20 protein-coding genes and 2 other annotated features are annotated in these 20,802 nt (G+C 51.1%); all 20 genes read right to left on the bottom strand.

Annotated features, from left to right (window positions below; genetic code table 11):
• Positions 1 to 5: 5 nt before the first annotated feature.
• The 20 genes from rpoC to ACZ5FK_RS10965 all read right to left on the bottom strand — a co-directional run bounded on the left by rpoC (position 6) and on the right by ACZ5FK_RS10965 (position 20,657).
• On the bottom strand, positions 6 to 3,611 hold the full coding sequence (gene rpoC / locus ACZ5FK_RS11060) for a DNA-directed RNA polymerase subunit beta' (protein ID WP_464804963.1): 3,606 nt from the start codon (positions 3,609 to 3,611) through the stop codon (positions 6 to 8).
• Between the two features lie 119 nt (positions 3,612 to 3,730).
• Positions 3,731 to 7,273 carry a DNA-directed RNA polymerase subunit beta gene (rpoB, locus tag ACZ5FK_RS11055; RefSeq protein WP_464804962.1) on the bottom strand — a complete coding sequence of 1,181 codons (3,543 nt, stop codon included), beginning with the start codon at positions 7,271 to 7,273 and terminating at the stop codon, positions 3,731 to 3,733.
• Positions 7,274 to 7,491: 218 nt separating this feature from the next.
• On the bottom strand, positions 7,492 to 8,094 hold the full coding sequence (locus tag ACZ5FK_RS11050) for a class I SAM-dependent methyltransferase (protein ID WP_464804961.1): 603 nt from the start codon (positions 8,092 to 8,094) through the stop codon (positions 7,492 to 7,494).
• A gap of 100 nt (positions 8,095 to 8,194) precedes the next feature.
• Positions 8,195 to 8,560, bottom strand: coding sequence for a 50S ribosomal protein L7/L12 (rplL, locus tag ACZ5FK_RS11045; protein WP_464804960.1), 366 nt, complete (start codon positions 8,558 to 8,560; stop codon positions 8,195 to 8,197).
• 73 nt (positions 8,561 to 8,633) lie between these two features.
• Positions 8,634 to 9,134, bottom strand: a complete 501-nt coding sequence (gene rplJ, locus ACZ5FK_RS11040; protein ID WP_464804959.1) for a 50S ribosomal protein L10 — start codon at positions 9,132 to 9,134, stop codon at positions 8,634 to 8,636.
• Positions 9,135 to 9,167: 33 nt separating this feature from the next.
• Positions 9,168 to 9,312 (bottom strand) — a sequence feature (ribosomal protein L10 leader region).
• A gap of 42 nt (positions 9,313 to 9,354) precedes the next feature.
• Positions 9,355 to 10,053 (bottom strand): 50S ribosomal protein L1, encoded by a 699-nt coding sequence (rplA, locus tag ACZ5FK_RS11035; protein ID WP_464804958.1) that lies wholly within the window; start codon positions 10,051 to 10,053, stop codon positions 9,355 to 9,357.
• 112 nt (positions 10,054 to 10,165) lie between these two features.
• A complete protein-coding gene (gene rplK, locus ACZ5FK_RS11030; protein WP_464804957.1) occupies positions 10,166 to 10,591 on the bottom strand; it encodes a 50S ribosomal protein L11 in 426 nt (141 codons plus the stop codon).
• A 244-nt stretch (positions 10,592 to 10,835) separates the two neighbouring features.
• Positions 10,836 to 11,372, bottom strand: coding sequence for a transcription termination/antitermination protein NusG (gene nusG, locus ACZ5FK_RS11025; protein WP_464807420.1), 537 nt, complete (start codon positions 11,370 to 11,372; stop codon positions 10,836 to 10,838).
• Positions 11,373 to 11,479: 107 nt separating this feature from the next.
• Positions 11,480 to 11,665 carry a preprotein translocase subunit SecE gene (secE, locus tag ACZ5FK_RS11020; protein WP_464804956.1) on the bottom strand — a complete coding sequence of 62 codons (186 nt, stop codon included), beginning with the start codon at positions 11,663 to 11,665 and terminating at the stop codon, positions 11,480 to 11,482.
• Between the two features lie 45 nt (positions 11,666 to 11,710).
• Positions 11,711 to 11,860: a 50S ribosomal protein L33 gene (gene rpmG / locus ACZ5FK_RS11015; protein WP_464804955.1), complete on the bottom strand. Its 150-nt coding sequence runs from the start codon at positions 11,858 to 11,860 to the stop codon at positions 11,711 to 11,713.
• A gap of 104 nt (positions 11,861 to 11,964) precedes the next feature.
• Complete coding sequence (sigH, locus tag ACZ5FK_RS11010; protein ID WP_464804954.1) at positions 11,965 to 12,615, bottom strand: RNA polymerase sporulation sigma factor SigH; 651 nt, start codon at positions 12,613 to 12,615, stop codon at positions 11,965 to 11,967.
• 70 nt (positions 12,616 to 12,685) lie between these two features.
• On the bottom strand, positions 12,686 to 13,201 hold the full coding sequence (locus ACZ5FK_RS11005; RefSeq protein WP_464804953.1) for an NYN domain-containing protein: 516 nt from the start codon (positions 13,199 to 13,201) through the stop codon (positions 12,686 to 12,688).
• Between the two features lie 10 nt (positions 13,202 to 13,211).
• Positions 13,212 to 13,955: a 23S rRNA (guanosine(2251)-2'-O)-methyltransferase RlmB gene (gene rlmB, locus ACZ5FK_RS11000; protein ID WP_464804952.1), complete on the bottom strand. Its 744-nt coding sequence runs from the start codon at positions 13,953 to 13,955 to the stop codon at positions 13,212 to 13,214.
• The gene (locus tag ACZ5FK_RS10995) at positions 13,952 to 14,371 is read right to left on the bottom strand and encodes a Mini-ribonuclease 3 (RefSeq protein ID WP_464804951.1); all 420 of its coding nucleotides are present in this window, start codon (positions 14,369 to 14,371) and stop codon (positions 13,952 to 13,954) included. Before ACZ5FK_RS10995 ends, rlmB begins: the two co-directional genes overlap by 4 nt.
• 6 nt (positions 14,372 to 14,377) lie before the next feature.
• Positions 14,378 to 15,778, bottom strand: a complete 1,401-nt coding sequence (gene cysS, locus ACZ5FK_RS10990) for a cysteine--tRNA ligase (RefSeq protein WP_464804950.1) — start codon at positions 15,776 to 15,778, stop codon at positions 14,378 to 14,380.
• Entirely contained in the window at positions 15,759 to 16,427 is a 669-nt protein-coding gene (gene cysE / locus ACZ5FK_RS10985) for a serine O-acetyltransferase (RefSeq protein WP_464804949.1), read from the bottom strand. The genes cysS and cysE overlap by 20 nt, the downstream gene beginning before the upstream one ends.
• Positions 16,428 to 16,535: 108 nt before the next feature.
• Positions 16,536 to 16,762, bottom strand: a binding site (T-box leader).
• A gap of 70 nt (positions 16,763 to 16,832) precedes the next feature.
• Positions 16,833 to 18,290 (bottom strand): glutamate--tRNA ligase, encoded by a 1,458-nt coding sequence (gltX, locus tag ACZ5FK_RS10980; protein ID WP_464804948.1) that lies wholly within the window; start codon positions 18,288 to 18,290, stop codon positions 16,833 to 16,835.
• 78 nt (positions 18,291 to 18,368) lie between these two features.
• Complete coding sequence (gene ispF / locus ACZ5FK_RS10975) at positions 18,369 to 18,845, bottom strand: 2-C-methyl-D-erythritol 2,4-cyclodiphosphate synthase (RefSeq protein WP_464804947.1); 477 nt, start codon at positions 18,843 to 18,845, stop codon at positions 18,369 to 18,371.
• Between the two features lie 10 nt (positions 18,846 to 18,855).
• The gene (ispD, locus tag ACZ5FK_RS10970; protein WP_464804946.1) at positions 18,856 to 19,536 is read right to left on the bottom strand and encodes a 2-C-methyl-D-erythritol 4-phosphate cytidylyltransferase; all 681 of its coding nucleotides are present in this window, start codon (positions 19,534 to 19,536) and stop codon (positions 18,856 to 18,858) included.
• Positions 19,536 to 20,657 (bottom strand): PIN/TRAM domain-containing protein, encoded by a 1,122-nt coding sequence (locus ACZ5FK_RS10965; RefSeq protein WP_464804945.1) that lies wholly within the window; start codon positions 20,655 to 20,657, stop codon positions 19,536 to 19,538. Before ACZ5FK_RS10965 ends, ispD begins: the two co-directional genes overlap by 1 nt.
• Positions 20,658 to 20,802 lie beyond the last annotated feature (145 nt).

The raw sequence follows: 20,802 nt of genomic DNA, 5'->3' as shown, positions 1-20,802 counted from the left end.
TTTCCTTATTCTACAGAAACTTTTTCGCCCGCTTCGTCTGTTTTACCTTCCTGTTCCATTTCGATATGGCGGTAGCGCTGCATGCCCGTACCTGCAGGAACAAGTTTACCGATGATGACATTCTCCTTGAGGCCGAGAAGCTCATCCGTCTTCCCTTTGATTGCTGCATCTGTAAGGACACGTGTTGTCTCCTGGAATGATGCGGCGGACAAGAATGATTCTGTCTCAAGGGAAGCTTTTGTAATACCGAGGATCACAGGGCGTGCGGTAGCCGGCACTTTGCCGCCCTTCAGCACGACTGCGTTCGCTTCGAAGAATTGATGGATATCAAGAAGCGATCCAGGCAGCAAGTCCGTATCTCCCGCTTCGATGACTCGCACCTTGCGCAGCATCTGGCGGACCATGACTTCCACGTGCTTATCGCCGATCTCAACACCTTGCATCCGGTATACTTTCTGCACTTCTTTCAGCAAGTATTCCTGGACAGTCGCTACATCTTTCACGACAATCAATTCTTTCGGATCGATGGAACCTTCCGTGATGCTTCCCCCGCGTCCGATCCGGTCGCCGATGTCCACTTTCAGGCGGGCATTGTACGGAGCCAGATATTTGCGTGTCTCAACATCACCCTGGACAGTGACTTCCTTCTGCCCTTCACGGATTTCATCGATTTCAACGACTTCCCCGTCGATTTCTGAGATGACGGCTTGACCTTTCGGATTCCTCGCCTCAAAAATCTCCTGGATACGCGGAAGACCTGATGTAATATCGTCTCCTGCTACACCGCCTGTATGGAATGTACGCATCGTCAGCTGGGTTCCCGGTTCTCCGATCGATTGGGCGGCGATAATACCGACCGCTTCACCGACTTCGACCGTTTCACCTGTTGCCAGGTTGATGCCGTAGCACTTCTTACAAACGCCGTGTTTCGTGTTACATGTGAATGCAGAACGGATTGTGACTTTCTCAATACCCGCATCGATTACCAAGCGAGCAAGATCAGCCGTGATCAATTCGTCTCTCTCCACGATGACTTCATTCGTCTCCGGATGACGGATCGTCTTCTTCGCATGACGTCCTTCAATCCGCTCTTCAAGTGTCTCGATGACTTCCGTACCTTCCATGAGTGCCGAGATTTCAAGGCCTCTGTCAGTTCCACAGTCGTCTTCGCGGACGATGACATCTTGCGCTACGTCTACAAGACGGCGTGTCAAGTAACCGGAGTCGGCTGTCTTCAGCGCCGTATCCGCAAGTCCTTTACGCGCACCGTGAGTCGAGATGAAGTACTCGAGGACTGTCAGACCCTCACGGAACGAGGACTTGATCGGAAGTTCGATGATGCGTCCTGCCGGGTTCGCCATGAGTCCGCGCATTCCCGCAAGCTGCGTGAAGTTGGATGCGTTACCCCGGGCGCCCGAGTCGCTCATCATGTAGATCGGGTTCGTATTTTCAAGGGATCCCATCAATCGGTCCTGGATCTCATCTTTCGCATGGCTCCAGTACGAAATGACACGGTCATAACGTTCTTCTTCCGTAATAAGACCCCGGCGGAATTGCTGGGTCACCTTATCCACTTTGCTTTGTGCGTCTTGCAGGATCTCTTCCTTGTTCGGAAGGACGACGATATCCGAGATACCGACCGTAATACCTGCGCGAGTCGAGTATTTGAATCCGAGATTCTTCATGCGGTCTAGCATTTTCGATGTCTCGGTAATATGGAATCTCTTGAAGATCTCGGCGATGATGTTTCCGAGGAACTTCTTGATAAACGGCTTGACCAGTTCTGTCTGTTCGAAGTATTCCTTGACGTTTTCAGTGCCGTCGAGGAAGTATTTATCCGGTGTTTCCTCTTGCAAGTTATGGCTTGTCGGCTCATTGATGAACGGGAACGATTCCGGCAGGATTTCATTGAAAATCAGCTTGCCGACTGTCGTGAGGAGCAATTTGTTGTTCTGCTCTTCCGTGAAGGTAGGATTCTGCAATGTGCCCGCTTTGATCGCGACCCTTGTATGGAGATGGACATGCCCTGTCTGATAAGCGATGAGTGCCTCTTCCATGCTGCTGAAGATCGTTCCTTCGCCCGGCGCGCCTTTCCTTTCAAGCGTCAAGTAATAGTTGCCGAGAACCATATCCTGTGATGGTGTAACGACCGGTTTTCCATCTTTCGGATTCAAGATGTTCTGCGCTGCGAGCATGAGAAGACGGGCTTCTGCCTGCGCTTCAGCTGAAAGCGGTACGTGGACCGCCATCTGGTCACCGTCGAAGTCGGCGTTATATGCCGTACAGACGAGCGGGTGAAGCTGAATGGCGCGGCCTTCAACAAGCATCGGCTCAAATGCCTGGATACCGAGGCGGTGAAGAGTAGGGGCGCGGTTCAGCAAGACTGGATGTTCCTTGATGACCTCTTCCAGTACATCCCACACTTCGGAATGAAGGCGCTCGATTTTGCGTTTCGCACTCTTGATGTTATGGGCGAGTCCGCGTTCAACAAGCTCTTTCATGACAAACGGCTTGAATAGCTCAATCGCCATTTCTTTCGGCAATCCGCACTGGTACATCTTCAAGTTCGGACCGACGACGATAACGGAACGGCCTGAGTAGTCAACACGTTTACCGAGCAAGTTCTGACGGAAACGGCCCTGCTTCCCTTTCAGCATATGGGAGAGGGATTTCAAAGGACGGTTACCCGGTCCTGTTACTGGGCGTCCGCGGCGTCCGTTATCAACGAGCGCATCGACTGCTTCCTGAAGCATCCGTTTTTCGTTCTGAACGATGATGCCAGGAGCTCCAAGGTCCAGCAGACGCTTAAGCCGGTTGTTACGGTTGATGACGCGGCGGTACAGGTCATTCAAGTCGGAAGTCGCAAATCGTCCTCCGTCGAGCTGTACCATCGGACGCAATTCAGGCGGGATGACAGGAAGCACTTCAAGCACCATCCACTCTGGGCGGTTGCCTGAATTACGGAAAGCTTCCACAACTTCAAGACGGCGGATCGCACGTGTGCGTCGCTGTCCTTGAACCGTCTTCAATTCTTCTTTCAGCATTTCTGTCTCTTTGTCGAGATCGATCGCACGCAAGAGCTGTTCGATCGCTTCCGCACCCATAAGAGCCTGGAACTTGCTGCCGTATTTTTCACGGTACAGTCTGTATTCCTTTTCGGAAAGCAGTTGCTTGCGCTCAAGCGGTGTATCAGCAGGATCGACGACAACGTAGGACGCGAAATAAATGATTTCTTCCAGCGCACGCGGTGTCATGTCGAGGATGAGTCCCATACGGCTCGGAATCCCTTTGAAATACCAGATATGCGTAACAGGAGCAGCCAGCTCGATATGGCCCATCCGTTCCCGGCGCACTTTTTGGCGCGTCACTTCAACTCCGCATCGATCACAGACAACGCCTTTATACCGGACGCGCTTGTATTTGCCGCAATGGCACTCCCAGTCCTTCGTAGGTCCGAAAATCCGCTCGCAGAACAAGCCATCCTTCTCCGGCTTCAATGTACGGTAGTTGATTGTTTCCGGCTTCTTCACTTCTCCGTAGGACCAGGAACGGATCTTATCAGGTGAAGCGAGACCGATTTTCATATACTCAAAATTATTAACATCTATCAAGGAGCCTACCTCCCTTTAGTCTTATCTCCGCGATGGTTCCATTATCAGCGGCTTGCACAAAGGCCCCCTGCCGAAAATCCATGAAGGCAGGTCCAGGCCTCTGTTCCAAGCTCTTTTGATCAGACAGGCTGATCTTCTGTCATGAGATTCAATGCATCAGTCGGCTGCATATCGTCCTCTTCGTCGAGATCCCTCATTTCAATCTCTTCAAATTCGTCCGTCAGCATTTTGACATCGAGTCCGAGGCTCTGCAATTCCTTGATCAATACTTTGAATGATTCAGGAACGCCAGGCTGCGGCACACTTTGTCCTTTGACGATCGCTTCGTATGTTTTTACACGGCCCACGACGTCATCAGATTTCACAGTCAAGATCTCTTGCAATGTATAGGCGGCTCCGTATGCTTCAAGCGCCCATACTTCCATCTCTCCGAAACGCTGTCCGCCGAACTGGGCTTTTCCGCCGAGCGGCTGCTGCGTGACGAGGGAGTATGGTCCCGTAGAACGGGCGTGGAGTTTGTCGTCGACCATGTGGGCGAGTTTGATCATGTACATGACGCCGACGGATACCCGGTTATCGAACGGCTCGCCTGAGCGGCCATCGTAAAGAACGGTTTTTCCGTCACGGTTCATACCTGACTCTTCCATCGTATCCCACACATCTTCTTCGTTCGCTCCGTCAAATACCGGTGAAGCCATATGGACACCGAGATTGCGCGCTGCCATGCCGAGGTGCAGTTCAAGCACCTGTCCGATATTCATACGGGAAGGTACGCCCAGCGGATTCAACATGACATCGATCGGTGTGCCGTCCGGCAAATATGGCATATCAGCTTCAGGCAAGATGCGGGAGATGACCCCTTTGTTACCGTGGCGTCCCGCCATTTTGTCACCGACTGAGATCTTACGTTTTTGGACGATGTATGCACGCACTAGCTGGTTCACGCCCGGCGGCAATTCGTCTCCGTCTTCACGGTTGAACACTTTCACGTCAAGTACGATACCGCCCGCACCGTGAGGCACACGGAGGGATGTATCACGGACTTCACGCGCCTTTTCGCCGAAGATCGCATGCAAGAGGCGCTCTTCCGCCGTCAATTCAGTAACCCCTTTTGGCGTCACTTTACCGACAAGGATGTCACCGTCGCGCACTTCGGCACCGACACGGATGATTCCGCGGTCGTCCAGGTTGCGAAGGGCATCTTCCCCGACGTTCGGAATATCACGCGTGATCTCTTCAGGCCCAAGCTTCGTATCACGGGCTTCAGATTCGTATTCCTCGATATGGATGGACGTGAACACGTCATCCTTCACGAGGCGCTCACTCATGATGATGGCATCCTCGTAGTTATAGCCGTCCCATGTCATGAAGCCGACGAGGACGTTCCGGCCAAGGGCAAGTTCGCCTTGTTCCATCGACGGTCCGTCAGCTAGGATGTCACGCGGTTTAACACGGTCTCCCACTTTGACAATCGGACGCTGGTTATAGCAAGTTCCTTGGTTGGAACGGATGAAATTCTCCAGACGGTACACAGTAAGGTCACCCTTCACCTCTTTACCGTCAATTGTTTCAATGCGGCGCACCCGCACTTCTTTCGCTTCGACATGTTCCACGATGCCGTCGAACTTCGCGAGTACCGCGGCACCTGAGTCACGGGCTGATACGTGCTCCATCCCAGTGCCTACAAAAGGCGCCTCCGGATTGAGCAGAGGCACAGCCTGCCGCTGCATGTTCGCACCCATGAGGGCACGGTTCGAGTCATCGTTCTCAAGGAACGGAATACAAGCTGTCGCAGCCGACACGACCTGTTTCGGGGAAACGTCCATGTAGTCGATCTGCTCACGTTTGAAGACCGTGTTGTCACCTTGGAAACGGCCGACAACTTCTTCATTCGTGTACGTGCCGTCTTCGTTGAGCGGCGCGTTCGCTTGTGCGACTACATAGTTATCCTCGATATCTGCAGTCAGATAGTCGATATGTTCTGTGACGCGGTGTGTTTCAGGATCCACTCTCCGGTATGGAGTTTCGATGAAACCGAACTTGTTGACGCGCGCGAAAGTCGACAGCGAGTTGATCAACCCGATGTTCGGGCCTTCCGGCGTCTCGATCGGACACATACGGCCATAGTGGGAATAGTGGACGTCCCGGACTTCCATGCCCGCACGCTCACGCGTCAAACCACCAGGTCCGAGAGCGGACAGACGGCGCTTGTGCGTCAATTCGGCAAGCGGGTTCGTCTGGTCCATGAACTGCGAAAGCTGGGAGCTTCCGAAGAACTCCTTGATCGATGCGATCACAGGCCGGATATTGATCAGTTGCTGCGGTACGAGCGATTGAGTGTCGTTGATGGACATACGCTCTTTCACCACACGTTCCATCCGGGAAAGACCGATGCGGAACTGGTTCTGAAGCAATTCACCGACCGAACGCAGACGACGGTTTCCGAGGTGGTCGATATCATCCGTGTTTCCGACGCCGTGCAGCAAGTTGAAGAAATAGCTGATGGATGCGACGATATCAGCTGGTGTGACATGCTTTACCGATTCATCGATCTCTGCGTTTGAAATTACGTTGATGACTTGCTTGTCTTCGCTTTTCGGGGCATAGATCTTGATCGTCTGGATCGTAATGTCATCTTCCAGCACACCGCCGACGTGGGAAATCTCTTCAACGCCGATGCCTTTGCTTAGGTGCGGCAATAACCGGTCAAGCGTACGGCGGTCGATCAGCTGGTCTTTCTCCAGAAGGATTTCTCCTGTTTCCGGATCGACAAGAGTCTCTGCAACTGTCTGGTTGAACAGGCGGTTCTGAAGATGAAGCTTTTTGTTCATCTTGTAACGTCCTACGTTCGCAAGGTCATACCGTTTCGCATCAAAGAAACGGGAGAACAGAAGGCTCTTGGCGCTTTCGACTGTCGGCGGTTCACCCGGACGCAGACGTTCATAAATCTCTAGAAGCGCCTTTTCCGAGTTTTCGGTGTTGTCTTTTTCAAGTGTGTTTCGCAGGTATTCGTTATCACCAAGCAGGTCGATGATTTCCTGATCGGTTGAGAAGCCTAGCGCACGCAGCAGAACAGTGACCGGCAATTTACGGGTCCGGTCGATCCGTACGTGAACGACATCCTTAGCATCCGTCTCATATTCAAGCCATGCACCGCGATTCGGGATGACGGTAGCCGAAAATCCGCGCTTTCCGTTCTTGTCCGTCTTATCGCTGTAATAAACGCTAGGCGACCGGACGAGCTGGGATACGATGACCCGTTCCGCACCGTTGATGATGAACGTTCCGTTTTCCGTCATGAGCGGGAAATCACCCATGAAAACGTCCTGTTCTTTCACTTCTTCTGTTTCTTTGTTGTGCAAGCGGACTTTGACGCGGAGCGGTGCCGCATACGTCACGTCGCGCTCTTTCGATTCATCGACAGGGTATTTCGGCTCGCCGAGTTGATAATCGACGAATTCCAACGAAAGATTCCCTGTGAAGTCCTGGATCGGAGAAATGTCGTGGAACATTTCGCGCAATCCTTCCTCCAAGAACCATTCATAAGAAGCCGTCTGAATCTCAATCAGATTCGGCAGCTCAAGAACTTCGTTGATCCGCGCGAAACTTCTGCGCTGACGGTGTTGACCATACTGAACTAAATGACCTGTCAACTCTTTCACCCCTCAAACAATATTAGTTCTTTGCGAAATCATAAAAATGGTGTATGATATCGAAAAAACAAAAAGAAAACGAGTTCCGGCAAGACCTCATTTTCGGTTTCACAATCTTTTATCCATTGCCAGTATGCCTATCTTTGCCACTGCTTATGCAAAAGGGCACACGACCGCATTATAATAATTTATGCATTTTTTAATGCTACCACAACTGGGCAGTCAGGTCAACCTTTTTTTGACTTGAGAATGAAGTATCCCCGGCTTTTCGCTGCTGTCTCCACATTGCCGAACAAGCTTTCAAGCTTTGCCATCGTAGAAGGCGCACCTTGCTTCTTCTGAATGACCACCCATAACTCTCCGCCATCCGCAAGCTTCTCATACGCCCCTTCGTAAATTCTGAACACCGTCTCTTTTCCCGCCCGGATAGGGGGATTTGTCAAAACTGCGGCAAACTGTTCCGCCGATACGCCCGCAAGTGCGTCACTCTGGTAAATCTCCGTATTTCCTATCCCATTCGAGACGCTGTTTGCCTTTGCTAACCCTAGCGCTCTTTCATTCACATCCACCATATGGACGCTCCGATCTGGAAAAGATGCGGCGATTGACAATCCGATCGGGCCATACCCGCATCCGACATCAAGAAGATCTCCCGGGACCTCAGGCAACGCAAAGGACTCCGCAAGCAGACGTGAACCGAAATCCAATTCCCCTTTGCTGAATACGCCAGCATCCGTCTTGAACCGCAGGGATTTTCCGCGAATCTCCGTTTTCCACTCTTTCGGGTCACTTTTAGCACTAGGAGTCTTTGAGTAGTAATGCTCCGACATACACATCCTCCTGAACTGTTTAATCCATTCCTTTACGCACGCAGATATAAAAAAACGAAGAAAAGCCCGTCCAAAGACGAGCTTTTCCCCCGTATTCAAATTACTTAAGTTCTACGCCAGCGCCAACTTCTTCAAGTTTCGCTTTCATTTCTTCAGCTTCTTCTTTAGAAACGCCTTCTTTAACTGCTTTAGGAGCGTTGTCAACTAGTTCTTTTGCTTCTTTCAAGCCAAGACCAGTGATTTCGCGGACAGCTTTGATGACTTTGATTTTCTCTCCGCCAGCAGAAGCAAGAATTACGTCGAATTCTGTTTGCTCAGCAGCAGCTTCACCAGCGCCAGCGCCGCCTACCATTGCTACAGGAGCAGCAGCAGTTACGCCAAATTCTTCTTCGATTGCTTTAACAAGGTCGTTAAGCTCAAGAACTGTCATTTCTTTAATTGCGTCAAGGATTTGTTCTTTAGTCATTATAGGTTCCTCCTAAATTTGTTTTAATGGGCGGGTCACCCCGTCAGCCTTTGATCAGGCTGATCTCTTGCAATTATGCGCCTTGCTCTTCTTTTTGCTCGGCAACAGCTTTTGTTGCAAGCGCGAAGTTGCGCATTGGTGCTTGAAGTACGCTGAGTAGCATGGAAAGCAAGCCTTCGCGGGATGGAAGTTCCGCTAGTGCCTTCACGTCTTCTACAGACGCTACATTGCCTTCGATGATACCTGCTTTGATTTCAAGGGCTTCGTTTTTCTTTGCGAAGTCGTTGAGGATTTTAGCAGGAGCCACGACGTCTTCAGTCGAGAATGCGATCGCATTCGGTCCTGTCAAGTGTTCGTTCAATCCTTCAAAACCAGCAACTTCAGCAGCACGGCGAGCCATCGTGTTCTTGTACACTTTGAAATCGATGCCTGCTTCACGAAGCTGTTTACGAAGTTCAGTCACTTGGCTGACGTTCAGACCGCGATAGTCGACAACGACAACCGATGCAGCTGATTTCAATTTACCTGAAATCTCATCTACAACCGCTTGTTTCGCTTCTAATACTTTGCTCATCTTGACACCTCCTAATGAAATTGGGGAGTCATTTATACCATACGAAAAGCCCTCGGTCCATGCGAGCATAGACACGAGGGCAGAAAAGTCGTCATCTTTAAAGAAAGAGCGTCTTGTCCTCGGCAGGATCATTAAGCGCTAAGGCCCCTGCTGTCTACGGTACAAATGATATATTTCACACAAACGATATCTTACACGAAGATTCTTCGCTTGTCAATAATTATTTGATCACAACTGAAGAAGGATCGATTTTCACTGCAGGTCCCATAGTAGTCGTCACGTTGACGGACTTCATGTACGTTCCTTTTGCAGCTGCAGGCTTCGCTTTTTGGATTGTTTCGAATACAGTCGTGAAGTTCTGTTCCAACTTCTCGTTGTCAAACGAAGCTTTTCCGATTGGCGCATGGATGATACCAGCTTTGTCAGCACGGTATTCCACTTTACCAGCTTTGATCTCTTGAACAGCTTTAGTGACGTCAAATGTCACAGTTCCTGTTTTAGGGTTTGGCATAAGACCTTTTGGTCCGAGTACACGGCCGATCTTACCGACTTCACCCATCATGTCAGGAGTCGCTACGATTACATCGAATTCGAACCAGCCCTGCTGGATCTTGTTGATGTAGTCAGTGTCGCCGACAAAGTCAGCGCCAGCAGCTTCCGCTTCCTTCGCTTTTTCGCCTTTTGCGAATACGAGGACGCGTTGTGTTTTACCAGTACCGTTCGGTAGCACGACTGCCCCGCGGATTTGCTGGTCGTTCTTACGAGTGTCGATTCCTAGGCGGAATGCAACTTCAACTGTCGCGTCAAAATTGACCGTGCTTGTCTTTTTCGCAAGTTCGATCGCTTCTTTGTAGTCGTATGTTGTTGTACGGTCTACAAGTTTTGCAGCTTCAGTGAACTTTTTACCTCTTTTAGCCATTTGTATTTCCTCCTCATTGTGGTTTTAACGGATTGAACCTCCCACGAATAAGGGTTGCGTGTTCATATGAACAAGCGCAACCCCCACTTACAAAACCAGTCGCTATCCGGGATCAGTCTTCGATCGTGATTCCCATACTGCGAGCAGTACCTTCAACCATTGCCATCGCCGCTTCAACAGATGCTGCGTTTAGATCTTGCATTTTCTGTTCTGCGATATCGCGAACCTGGTCGCGCTTCACAGTTGCAACTTTTTTCTTGTTCGGCTCACCAGAACCTTTTTGAACTTTCGCTGCAACCTTCAGCAAGACTGCTGCTGGCGGAGTTTTTGTAATAAACGTAAATGAACGGTCTTCAAATACAGTTATTTCAACAGGGATGATCAAACCTGCCTGATCTGCTGTACGTGCGTTGAAGTCCTTACAGAATCCCATGATGTTGACACCTGCTTGACCTAGCGCCGGTCCAACTGGCGGAGCCGGGTTGGCTTTACCTGCAGGGATTTGCAATTTAACAACTTTCGTCACTTTTTTAGCCACGAGACACACCTCCTTAAGTCCGTGATGTGGTAATTGGGTTGCCCCTCCCACTCAATATGTGCCTGCCGGCTTTTCGCCGGTAGAATTGGTTAATCCGTTCAGACTATCGAAATGTAGTCTGACCTTTGAAATGATACCACTTCCATGTGCGATTTGCAAGTATCTGGCTAAAATATAAAGAAGTTTTTTCGCTTCCCGCGTCATAGGCGGATTTTAGCGCAAATGAAGCCCGTCACTCAAAGGCTTATTGCATTTTCTCCACTTGGTCGTAGTCGAGTTCCATGATCGTCTCGCGCCCGAACATGTCGACGGACACTTTCACTTTGCCTTTGTCGGTATCGATCTCTTCGACTTTTCCTTGGAAATGCGCGAACGGCCCTTCGAGGACTTCGATCATTTCTCCAATCGCAAAGTCGACTTCCGTCTTGCGCTCCTTCATGCCCATCTGGCGCAATATGAAATCCACTTCTTCAGGAAGAAGCGGTGTCGGTTTAGCCCCTCCGCCCGAAGAGCCGATGAATCCCGTGACTCCAGGCGTGTTCCGCACAACATACCACGAATCATCTGTCATGACCAGTTCCACAAGCACATAGCCCGGGAATGTCTTCTTCATCACAGTCCGCTTCTTGCCGTCTTTAAAGTCAGTCTCCTGTTCTTCAGGGATGACGACACGGAAGATCTTATCTTGCATACCCATTGTCTCTACACGTTTTTCCAGATTGGCTTTGACTTTGTTTTCATAGCCGGAATACGTGTGGACGACATACCAATTTTTCTCCATCTCCATAACGAGGACTGAGTGTCCGTCCCTCCTTTTTTTAATCAAATGAAAAAACCCGTTCCTTCAAGCAGACGGGATATTTTCAACGAGATATTCATACTGCCTTATTATAGCGCAAAATACCATTCCATCACTTCTGAAATGCCCAGATCGACCAGACCGAAATATACTGCCATGAATACGACAGTCACGATGACTACGATCGTGTAGCGTGTCAGCTGCTTGCGTTTCGGCCAGCTTACTTTTCTCATTTCCGAGACAACGTCTTTAAAAAATCCGGTTATATTCCCCATCGCAACGTAACCCTCCGAACTAAAATTGCTTCACAAAAAGAGATTTCAAACGGTTTGTTTATGTGTTGTATGTGCATTGCAATGCTTGCAATATTTCTTCACTGTCAATCGCTTGGCCGGATCATGTGCCCCTTTCGGAACGGAATAATTCCGCGTACCGCACTGCTCACAGCTTAAGACTAATTTTTTTGACATCTTACCACCTGATATTCTTTTGTTCATGCCTTGCTAAAGAGTACCATTTGCCATTCCCTTTGTCAACATGATGGAAAAACATTTACAGGGTGGTTCACCATGGATCACCGCATTCCTGCAGGCTGCATATGCCGCTCCAGTTTACGCTTGATGCGCTGGAGGGCGTTGTCGACCGACTTCACCTGGCGGTTCAATTCATCCGATATTTCCTGGTATGTCTGCCCTTCCAGATAAAGCGAGAGCACTTGTTTCTCAAGACCGCTCAGCACCTTGTTGATCTCCTCTTCCATCAGGAAGTGATCCTCTTTGTGGATGATCAAGTCTTCGGGATCGTCCAGCGTGGACCCGGCAATCACATCGAGCAGCGTCCTGTTTTGTTCCTCGTCATAGACGGGCTTGTCCAAGGAGACCGATGTGTTGAGCGGGATATGCTTTTGCCGCGTGGCAGTTTTGATCGCCGTGATGATTTGCCTTGTGATGCATAGTTCCGCAAACGCCTTGAATGAGCTTAACCTATCGCCCTTGAAATCCCTGATCGCTTTGTAGAGACCGATCATCCCTTCCTGGACAATATCTTCACGATCTCCCCCCATCATGAAATAAGAGCGTGCTTTCATTCTTACAAAAGACTGGTATTTTGTAATTAAATAATCAAGCGCATCTGTCCCGCCAGCCCGGATCAGCTCTACAATCTCTTCATCGGTGCGACTGTTGTAATCCATTTCCCTATCTTGAACACACATTTGTGCCAACATTGCCCCCACCCCCGATTCGTCGTTGCCGTTTCACCCAGTATAGCGTATGGAAAATTTTTGCGTCAACCGTTCATTTCATCCCCCGACGCCATTTTTCAAATATTTCCGCCACCTCATCGGTCAGCTGAATCTTGGAAAACGGGCGCTGCTCCTGGATTTCCTTCACCTGGGAAGCAATCTTTTTATCGATTTCATTCATCTCAATTTCTAGTTCCCGTGCAGACTTCCGAAGGGCCCCTTGTGCGAAAATGACCCACTGTTCGGTACGGTCCGATGTCGCGACATGGATTTGCACGCGCCGGCCGCTCAGCTCGGCGACCAGCTTTTCAATCCGCTCGTCGGCGGTTTCGTTCTCACGCGTAAAAATGACTTCGATCTTGAATTTCCGCTTTTTCTTTTCGATGCCGGGTACAAGATGCGCATCGAACAGGACGATGACTTTCCAGCCAGTATGGGCCTGGTACTCTGCCATCCGCTCAATCAGGCGGTCACGCGCATCCGCCAGCCGCTCATTTTTCAGCTGTTGCAGTTCCGGCCAGGCACCTATGATGTTGTATCCGTCGACGAGCAGTATGTCCCTCTTCATGGCTCGTCATCTACGGGCGCCGGTTCCGGAGCACTTCATACATGAGCAGGGAAGCGGCGACAGATGCATTGAGCGACGTGACATGTCCAACCATCGGAAGCGAATAGAGGAAATCGCATTTATCACGCAAGATCCGCGACATCCCTTTCCCTTCGCTGCCGATGATGACCGCTAGCGGCAGCGTCGCATCCATCTTGCGATAGTCGACTTTCGCTGCAGCGTCTGTTCCGGCGATCCAGACACCAGCCTTCTTCAATTCTTCGACAGTTTGCGACAGATTGTTCACCCGTACGACAGGGACATGCTCGATGGCGCCGGTCGAAGCTTTTGCCACCACCCCGGTAAGTCCGACAGACCGGCGTTTGGGTATGATGATGCCATGGACGCCCGTCGCATCCGCAGTCCGGAGGATCGATCCAAGATTATGAGGGTCTTCCAGTTCATCCAGCACGAGGATGAATGGATCTTCCCCTCGCGATTTGGCAAGTGCGAATACATCATCCAGCTCCGCGTAGCTGTACGCAGCGACAGAGGCGACGATTCCTTGATGGTTGACGTCCAGCATGGTGTCCAGTTTTTTCTTCGGTACTTCTTGCACGACGATTCCGCCCTGTTTCGCCAAAGAGAGGATTTCCCCGATGCTCTTTTTATTAAGCCCTTCCGCGATCCAAATCTTGTTCAATTCCCTGCCGGAGCGCAGTGCTTCCGCGACAGGGTTCTTACCTCCGATCATTTCCGTCTCTTGCATCGTCATTTCGCCTCCTCCTTCGGTTGCTCCACAATTTCGATCGTCTTCGCGATGAATTCCCTGACGCGGTCGTGCCGGCCGAGCAAGTACAGATAGCCGATGACCGCTTCAAAACCAGAGCTATAATTATAGGTGATCACATCCGTGTTTTTCGGTACTGATCCCGACTTCGCATTCCTTCCCCTTCGCAGGACCGCCTCTTCCTCTTCGGACAGGAACCCTGATTGCTGCATCGTTTTAACGGCCGCGGCCTGCGCCTTCGCTGATACATACTTGGTCGCTTCCCGGTGAAGCGTATTCGGTTTGACCCGGCCCGAGCGGAGCAGGCGTTCACGTATCGCCTGCTCGTAAACCGCGTCGCCCATATAGGCGAGGGCCAGGGCATTCAGTTGTTTAACGTCGATATTCCGTAATTCAGCCAAGGCGCGTCACCCTCTCTTCCAGCGTGTGCCTTGCGCTGTGTCCTCAAGGATGATGCCTTTTGCTTTCAAGTCGTCACGTATTTCATCCGCCCTTGCAAAATCCCTGTTCCGTCTCGCTTCCAGCCGCTCCTCGATCAGCGCCTCGATATCACTGCCCGCAAGTTCCTCTTCGTCTTGGAAAGGGATGCCCAGAACGCCCATCAGCGCGTCGAACGTCTCAAGGAACCGCGTCAAGACACTCGCTTCCGTATTTTTTTCTCGCAAATAGATATTCGCAAGGCTGACAAGCTCAAAGATTGCCGCCATGCCATTTGCAGTATTGAAATCATCATCCATCGCCGTCTCAAATGCGGTCCGCTGCTCATCGATCTTGTGGAACCAGATATCCTCCTGATCGCCAAGCCCAGCGGAAGCGGCCAAGCGGTGCTGTACATTCCGGTACGCTGTCCGGATCCGCTCCAGAGCATTCGCAGCGCTTTCCACGAGCGCCTGCGAGAAATTGATCGGATGCCGGTAATGGACAGACAGCATGAAGAAGCGGAGCACCTGCGGATCGATCTGCTTGCGGATATCGTTGACAAGAATGAAGTTTCCGAGCGATTTCGACATTTTTTCATTATCGATATTGATATACCCATTGTGCATCCAGTAGCGGGCAAATGGCTCCCCTGTCATCGCTTCCGATTGGGCGATCTCATTTTCATGATGGGGGAAGGTCAGGTCCTGGCCTCCCGCATGGATGTCGATCGTATCGCCGAGATGCTCCCGCGCCATCACAGAGCATTCGATATGCCAGCCAGGACGGCCAGGGCCCCACGGACTGCTCCAAGAGATCTCGCCTTCTTTCGCCGCTTTCCAAAGCGCGAAATCCAGTGCATCCTCTTTGATGTCGCTCTGTTCAATCCGCGCGCCGACTTTCAGTTCATCGACCGATTGGTGCGACAGGCCGCCGTAGCTGTCGAATTTCCGCGTGCGGTAATACACATCACCGCCCGATTCATACGCATAGCCTTTGTCGATCAGCACTTCGATGAACGCAATAATGTCATCGATATGTTCCGTCACCCGCGGGTGGACATCCGCCTTCGCGCAGCCAAGGGCACCGACATCTTCAAAATACGCATTGATGAAACGGTCGGTCAGTTCACCCACTTCTTCTCCCAGCTCATTCGCTGTCTTGATGATTTTGTCATCGACATCCGTGAAATTCGAGACATACGTCACATCATAGCCCCGGTATTCCAGATAGCGCCTTACAGTATCGAATACGATGACCGGGCGGGCGTTCCCGATATGGATGTAGTTGTAGACGGTCGGTCCGCATACATACATTTTCACTTTCCCTTCCTCCATCGGAATGAAAGGCTCTTTCTTGCGGGACAATGTATTAAAGATTTGAATGGTCATAACGATCCCCTTCCTTTCTCTCCAGCTCAGCAAGCCGCAGTTTCAATTGGTTGATCTCCTCTTGCAAAGAATTGCATACATCACCTACCGGATCCGGCAACTTATGATGATCCAGCTTTTGCTTCACTCGCACACCGTTTGAGATGACGACTTTTCCGGGTATGCCGACGACCGTGGAATTATCAGGCACGTCTTTCAGGACGACAGACCCGGCCCCGACTTTACTGTTGTCGCCGATCAGGATGTTACCTAGCACCTTGGCGCCAGACGCGACAAGGACATTGTTGCCGAGCGTCGGATGGCGCTTGCCTTTCTCCTTGCCCGTTCCCCCAAGTGTGACGCCTTGATACAACGTCACATCGTCACCGATTTCACATGTTTCCCCGATCACGATGCCCATGCCGTGGTCGATGAAAAGACGGCGGCCAATCTGTGCGCCAGGATGTATTTCAATGCCCGTAAAGAACCGGCTGATCTGCGAGACGGCCCGGGCCAGGAACAGCATATTCCTCTTATATAATGCGTGAGCGATGCGGTGCGCCCATATTGCATGAAGTCCCGAATATGTCAGCACTACTTCCGCCGCGCTGCGGGCTGCCGGGTCCTGATCGAAGATGCACCGGATATCCTCCTTCATCCTCTTGAACATCGTATTTACTCCTCCTTATGCGCAAGGCGCATGTGTATACGAAAGAATCCCGCTTTAGTATGTCGTCCTTGCTAGGACAAATAAAAAATGCGCCCCTGCCTATAAATAGACAGAGACGCATTGAATGCGCGGTTCCACTCCGCTTGAAAGACGGCACTGACCGCCTTTCCGCTTATCGCCAAGTAACGCTGGCGAGACGTCCGGCCTACTGAAACTGCTTCGGCACGGCACTCAGAGGTGCATTTCCTTAGTGCAGCGGCCTGGGTCACTTTCAGCCGGTGATGACCCTCTCTGTCAGGCTTGCGCTATGTACTTCTCCTCATCCACGCTTTTTTCGTTCATTCTATCGTACGTCAATTGTACACGGACTAATCGGAAAGTCAATCGTGATGTCTGATGGTCCGGTCACATCAAGCGGGCAACACGCTCAAGCGCCTTCTCCTTGCCGATGAGCGCAATTGAATCAGGAAGCTCAGGACCATGCATCTGCCCTGTGACTGCAATCCGGACCGGCATAAAGAGATTCTTGCCCTTATGCCCCGTTTCCTTCTGCACGGCCTTGATGGCTGCTTTGATGGAGTCTGCGTCAAACGAGTCGAGCTCCTCCAATTGCTTATGGAAAGAGGCCATCACTTCAGGCACTTGTTCCCCGCTGAGCACTTCTTTTGATGGTTCATCATATTCGATGTCATCCGTGAAGAACTGGGCGGTCAATTCAACGATTTCCGCTCCGTAGCTGAGCTGTGCCTGGTATAAGGCAATCAGGTCATGGACCCAGTTGCGCTGTTCGTCTGTCATGTCTTCCGGCACGCGTCCCGCTGCTGCGAGATGCGGCAAGGTGAGCTCAATCACTTGGTCCAGGCTCAGTTTTTTGATGTATTGGTTGTTCATCCATGTGAGTTTCTGTTTGTCGAACATCGAAGGTGATTTCGAAAGCCTGCTTTCATCGAAACGTTCGACCAGTTCGTCATGCGTGAAGATCTCCTCTTCCCCGCCCGGCGACCAGCCGAGCAATGCGAAGAAGTTGAACATCGCATCCGGCAAATAGCCGAGCTCCTTGTACTGGGAGATGAACTGGATGATCGATTCATCGCGTTTTGAGAGCTTTTTCCGGTCTTCATTCACGATGAGCGTCATATGGCCGAACCTTGGATAGTCCCAGCCGAACACATCATAGACCATGAGCTGTTTCGGCGTGTTCGTCAAATGCTCCTCCCCGCGGAATACGTGGGAAATGTCCATGAGATGGTCATCAATCACGACCGCAAAGTTGTAAGTAGGGATGCCGTTCGTTTTCACAAGCACCCAATCTCCGACATCCTTCGACTCGAAAGCCACTTTTCCGCGAACCATATCGTCCACTTCGTATGTCACATTTTCAGGGACTTTCATGCGGATGGTGTACGGCATGCCAGCCGCTTCTTTTTCCGCCACTTCGCTAGCGGTAAGGTTGCGGCATGTTCCCGCGTACATCGGTGCTGCAATTCCGGCTTCTTTCTGTTTCTCACGCTCCGCATCCAGCTCTTCCGGCGTACAGAAACATTTGTATGCATGTCCTTCATCGAGCATACGCTGTGCATGCTCTTTGTACGTATCCAATCGTTCCGTCTGGCGGTACGGAGCATACGGGCCACCAATATCGACGGATTCGTCATGATGGATGCCGAGCCATTTCAGGTTATCCAGCTGAGACAGTTCTCCCGCTTCGATATTCCGCTCTGTATCTGTGTCTTCGATTCTGATGACAAATTTACCACCATGATGCCGGGCAAACAAATAGTTGAATAAAGCCGTCCGCGCTCCGCCAATATGCAAATGGCCGGTCGGACTTGGCGCGTAACGTACGCGTACTTCTTTTGACATAATGAAACCTCCATCCCGTTCGTTCATATCCATTGATCCATAAAATAGTTTATCACCCGCAGGCTTTTCGCGAAAGGTTCATTCTTTCACAAGCAGGATGGTCGCCATGGAAGCGATCCCTTCTTCCCTGCCGGTAAAACCTAGTTTTTCAGTCGTCGTCGCTTTGACATTCACCTGGGAGACATCCGCTTTGAGCAGCTCCGCGACCCTTTCACGGATCGTATCGATATGGGGTGCCATCTTCGGCCGCTGCGCGATGATTGTGCAGTCGATATTCCCTAGGCGATATCCCCTTTCCTCGACAAGCGCCCAGATCTTTTCCAGAAGCACTGCCGAATCGGCGTCTTTGAATGCCGCATCCGTATCCGGGAAATGCTTGCCGATGTCGCCTTCTCCGATTGCGCCGAGTGCGGCGTCTGTGATCGTATGCAAAAGGACGTCAGCATCCGAGTGGCCGGTGAGCCCCCGATCATGCGGAATGGTCACGCCGCCGATAATAAGCGGCCTTCCTTCTTCAAACTGATGTACGTCAAATCCTTGTCCCACTCGAATCATCATTATCCTCCTAAGTCAACCGTGCAAGGAAGACCTCGCCGATTGCCAGGTCTTCCTGCGTCGTCATTTTCAAATTATCATATGTGCTCTCCACAATACGCACAGGGTGTCCGAACCTCTCCACGAGCATCGATTCGTCAGTCCCGATGAACCCTTCCGCTTCCGCCCGGTCCGAGGCCTCTTTTAGCACTTCATACCGGAATGCCTGCGGCGTCTGGATTATCCAGAGGGATTCCCTGTCGACAGTACTTTGGACGATGCCCTCTTGCACGACTTTCATCGTATCCTTCGCTTTCACGCCCGCGACAGCAGCTCCATGTTCTTCCGCCGTCCGGGCCAGTTCATGGACGACTTCCTTGTGCACAAATGGACGCGCTGCATCATGGACAAGGACGACACCGCCGCCTGTATGTGCCGCAATGCATGCAGCGACGCTCTGCTGCCGCTCAGCCCCGCCTTCCACAATTTTTGCCGCTTTCGTGATGGAAAACGTCTTGATCATATCCATGATTTTCTGTCGTTCATCACCGCGCACAGCCAAGATGATGGCATCGCATGCCGGGTCCTTTTCAAACAGTTCGAGCGTCCGGATCAGAATCGGCTTGCCGCCAAGCTCTAAGAACAGCTTGTTATGGCCTGCCCCCATCCGTTTTCCGCTGCCCGCTGCCGGTAACATTACAGTATACGCCACTAACTTCCCCATCTTTCCATTTTACGTCCATTCATATCATGCTTTCCTTGCTTCGGCTTTGCGAAGATCATCCGGCCTGCAGACGTTTGAAGCACACTCGTCACGACGACATTGATCGTGCTGCCGATATGCGACTTCCCTTCCTCGATGACAATCATCGTGCCGTCATCCAGATATGCGAGACCCTGATTGGCTTCCTTGCCGTCTTTGATGACAGCGACCTGCAGTTCTTCACCCGGAATGACCACGGGTTTGACAGCATTGGCCAGGTCGTTGATGTTCAGAACTGAGACGCCATGCAAATCAGCCACTTTGTTCAAGTTGAAATCATTCGTGACAACAAGGCCTCCCCTGCTTTTCGCCAGTCTGACCAGTTTCAAGTCCACTTCCGGCACATCTGCGAAGTCTTCATCCGTAATGAAGATCTCCGGTCCTTCTTCCGTCTGGAGCCTTTTCAGAATATCAAGTCCCCGGCGGCCTTTCGTGCGTTTCAGCGAGTCCGCCGAATCCGCGATATGCTGAAGCTCGGTAAGGACGAACTGCGGCACGACGAGAAGCCCTTCCAAAAAACCGGTAGCGGCAATATCGGCGATCCTGCCGTCGATGATGACGCTCGTATCGAGAATCTTATCTCCGCATACTCGCGCCTCGGCTTCCTCCCCCTCTTTCTTTTTCGGGGTGCTGTTCTTCATCGCGAACATCGCGCTGATGAATTCCTCCCGTTTTTTAAAGCCGACCTGGAAACCGAGATAGCCAAGAAGGATGGAGAGCAAGATAGGAATAATGGAAGTGATGACAGGAATTTCGACGCTTCCAAGACCGAAGCTTACGAGAAACGCGACGATCAATCCAACGATCAGACCAAGCGTTCCAAACAGCAGATCGAATATCGGCGCTTTCAGGAGCCGGTCCTCCATCCATTTGATGAAGTTCACAATCGGTTCAGTTAGGAAAACGCCAACGATCGTGAGCAATATGGCTCCAATCACAGCTTCGGTGTACGGATTCTCAATCCATGGCTTGGAAGTAAATGAAAACAAGGTGAATAAATGCGGTAAGAACAAAACGCCAAGAGTGCCGCCGATGAGAAGGAACCCGATACGTACGACCCATTTCAACATTCGAACACCTCCTTTGATTAGTATTAACTATACATGTATTTTTCCATTTTCGCTTCAATGGCCCTTTACCGTACTACTGACTAGAAAACCTGTATTGAGGTTCCCCCCGGGGAAAGGGAGATGCGAGGCTGAAGGGCCCCGCACA

It is taken from the genome of Sporosarcina sp. GTC18466 (assembly GCF_055389225.1).
The sequence above is the reverse complement of the archived record's forward strand: the minus strand, read 5'-3'. Positions and strand labels throughout refer to the sequence as shown.

What these genes read in the sequence shown, in the direction of transcription:
- ACZ5FK_RS11050 (WP_464804961.1), bottom strand. Translation starts at nt 8,094, where the DNA reads ATGTCGGAGCATTACTACTCAAAGACTCCTAGTGCTAAAAGTGACCCG.
- rplL (WP_464804960.1), bottom strand. Translation starts at nt 8,560, where the DNA reads ATGACTAAAGAACAAATCCTTGACGCAATTAAAGAAATGACAGTTCTT.
- rplJ (WP_464804959.1), bottom strand. Translation starts at nt 9,134, where the DNA reads ATGAGCAAAGTATTAGAAGCGAAACAAGCGGTTGTAGATGAGATTTCA.
- rplA (WP_464804958.1), bottom strand. Translation starts at nt 10,053, where the DNA reads ATGGCTAAAAGAGGTAAAAAGTTCACTGAAGCTGCAAAACTTGTAGAC.
- nusG (WP_464807420.1), bottom strand. Translation starts at nt 11,372, where the DNA reads ATGGAGAAAAATTGGTATGTCGTCCACACGTATTCCGGCTATGAAAAC.
- secE (WP_464804956.1), bottom strand. Translation starts at nt 11,665, where the DNA reads ATGGGGAATATAACCGGATTTTTTAAAGACGTTGTCTCGGAAATGAGA.
- rpmG (WP_464804955.1), bottom strand. Translation starts at nt 11,860, where the DNA reads ATGTCAAAAAAATTAGTCTTAAGCTGTGAGCAGTGCGGTACGCGGAAT.
- sigH (WP_464804954.1), bottom strand. Translation starts at nt 12,615, where the DNA reads ATGTTGGCACAAATGTGTGTTCAAGATAGGGAAATGGATTACAACAGT.
- ACZ5FK_RS11005 (WP_464804953.1), bottom strand. Translation starts at nt 13,201, where the DNA reads ATGAAGAGGGACATACTGCTCGTCGACGGATACAACATCATAGGTGCC.
- rlmB (WP_464804952.1), bottom strand. Translation starts at nt 13,955, where the DNA reads ATGACGATGCAAGAGACGGAAATGATCGGAGGTAAGAACCCTGTCGCG.
- cysS (WP_464804950.1), bottom strand. Translation starts at nt 15,778, where the DNA reads ATGACCATTCAAATCTTTAATACATTGTCCCGCAAGAAAGAGCCTTTC.
- cysE (WP_464804949.1), bottom strand. Translation starts at nt 16,427, where the DNA reads ATGTTCAAGAGGATGAAGGAGGATATCCGGTGCATCTTCGATCAGGAC.
- gltX (WP_464804948.1), bottom strand. Translation starts at nt 18,290, where the DNA reads ATGTCAAAAGAAGTACGCGTACGTTACGCGCCAAGTCCGACCGGCCAT.
- ispF (WP_464804947.1), bottom strand. Translation starts at nt 18,845, where the DNA reads ATGATTCGAGTGGGACAAGGATTTGACGTACATCAGTTTGAAGAAGGA.
- ACZ5FK_RS10965 (WP_464804945.1), bottom strand. Translation starts at nt 20,657, where the DNA reads ATGTTGAAATGGGTCGTACGTATCGGGTTCCTTCTCATCGGCGGCACT.